We start from the raw sequence: 896 nt of genomic DNA on the forward strand, positions 1-896 counted from the left end.
CCGCCACCCGCTCGGCCCCGTTCGACAGCATGGCCCCGCCACCGCCGGCGGGCAGCGGCGCACGGGCCGGCGAGGTGGCGGCGAGCGCCACGGGCGGGTGTGGCCGGGCCTGCTCCTCGGCCCAGGCGGCCAGCACCCGGGCGCGGTAGGGCTCGGCGAATTCCGGCGTCTGGGAGTGGTAGGCGGCGGCCGCGGCCTGCCAGTCCGGGCGGCTCTGGCGCAGCTCCGTCAGGAAGCGGGCGGCGTACCGGGCGTTGGTGGCCGGGTCGAAGGCAGCGTCGAGGTTCGGGAAGGCGTCGGGATGATGGCGGAGGTTCACCTGCATGCAGCCCACGTCGATGGAGCGCACCCCGCGGGCCTGCAGGGCCTGCACCTCGGCGATGGCTGCCGCCTTGGTGGGAAAGAACTGCCCCCGCCCCTCGGCATTGATGGTCCAGGGCCAGGGGTGGAAGGTACCGGTCTCCGGGTCGCGGCGGCCGGATTCCACGCGGCCGATGGCCATCAGCAGCTGCGCCGGGATGCCTGCGGCGCGCTCCGCCGCCTGGATCGCGGCACGGCAGAGCCGGCCGGGCTCGGCCAGGGCGGGGCTTGCGGACAGCGAGAGCAGCAGGGCCAGCAGGACGCGCATGGCCGGCGCGGCGCAAGCGTCGTGCCAGCCGGGTCGCCTAGCCGCTTTACCGCTTTACGGCTTTGCCAGGCTCGGCCGCCGTGCGGCTTCGGACAAATTCCCCGGCGAGGATCGGCTTGGCTTCTTTTCCTAGCACGACGCCGCCAGATCGGCCAGGACGATCAGAGGCTCAGCAGGGGGTCTGCGGGCCGCGCGGCGGGCGTGGCCGCGCCAGCTGGCTCCGCCGGGGCTGGGGGGGTCGGCGCGGGCGGCTCCGCCGGCGGCGCGG

Annotated in this window: 1 protein-coding gene; it reads right to left on the bottom strand. The window is 75.8% G+C overall.

The features are described from left to right. Window positions 1-628, bottom strand: a 628-nt coding sequence (locus tag OZN99_RS32545) for a lytic transglycosylase domain-containing protein (protein WP_270939315.1), incomplete at its 3' end; no start/stop codon positions are given. Between the last annotated feature and the right edge of the window lie 268 nt (window positions 629-896).

It is taken from the genome of Falsiroseomonas oryzae, assembly GCF_027856955.1.
Taxonomy (GTDB): Bacteria; Pseudomonadota; Alphaproteobacteria; order Acetobacterales; family Acetobacteraceae; genus Falsiroseomonas; species Falsiroseomonas oryzae.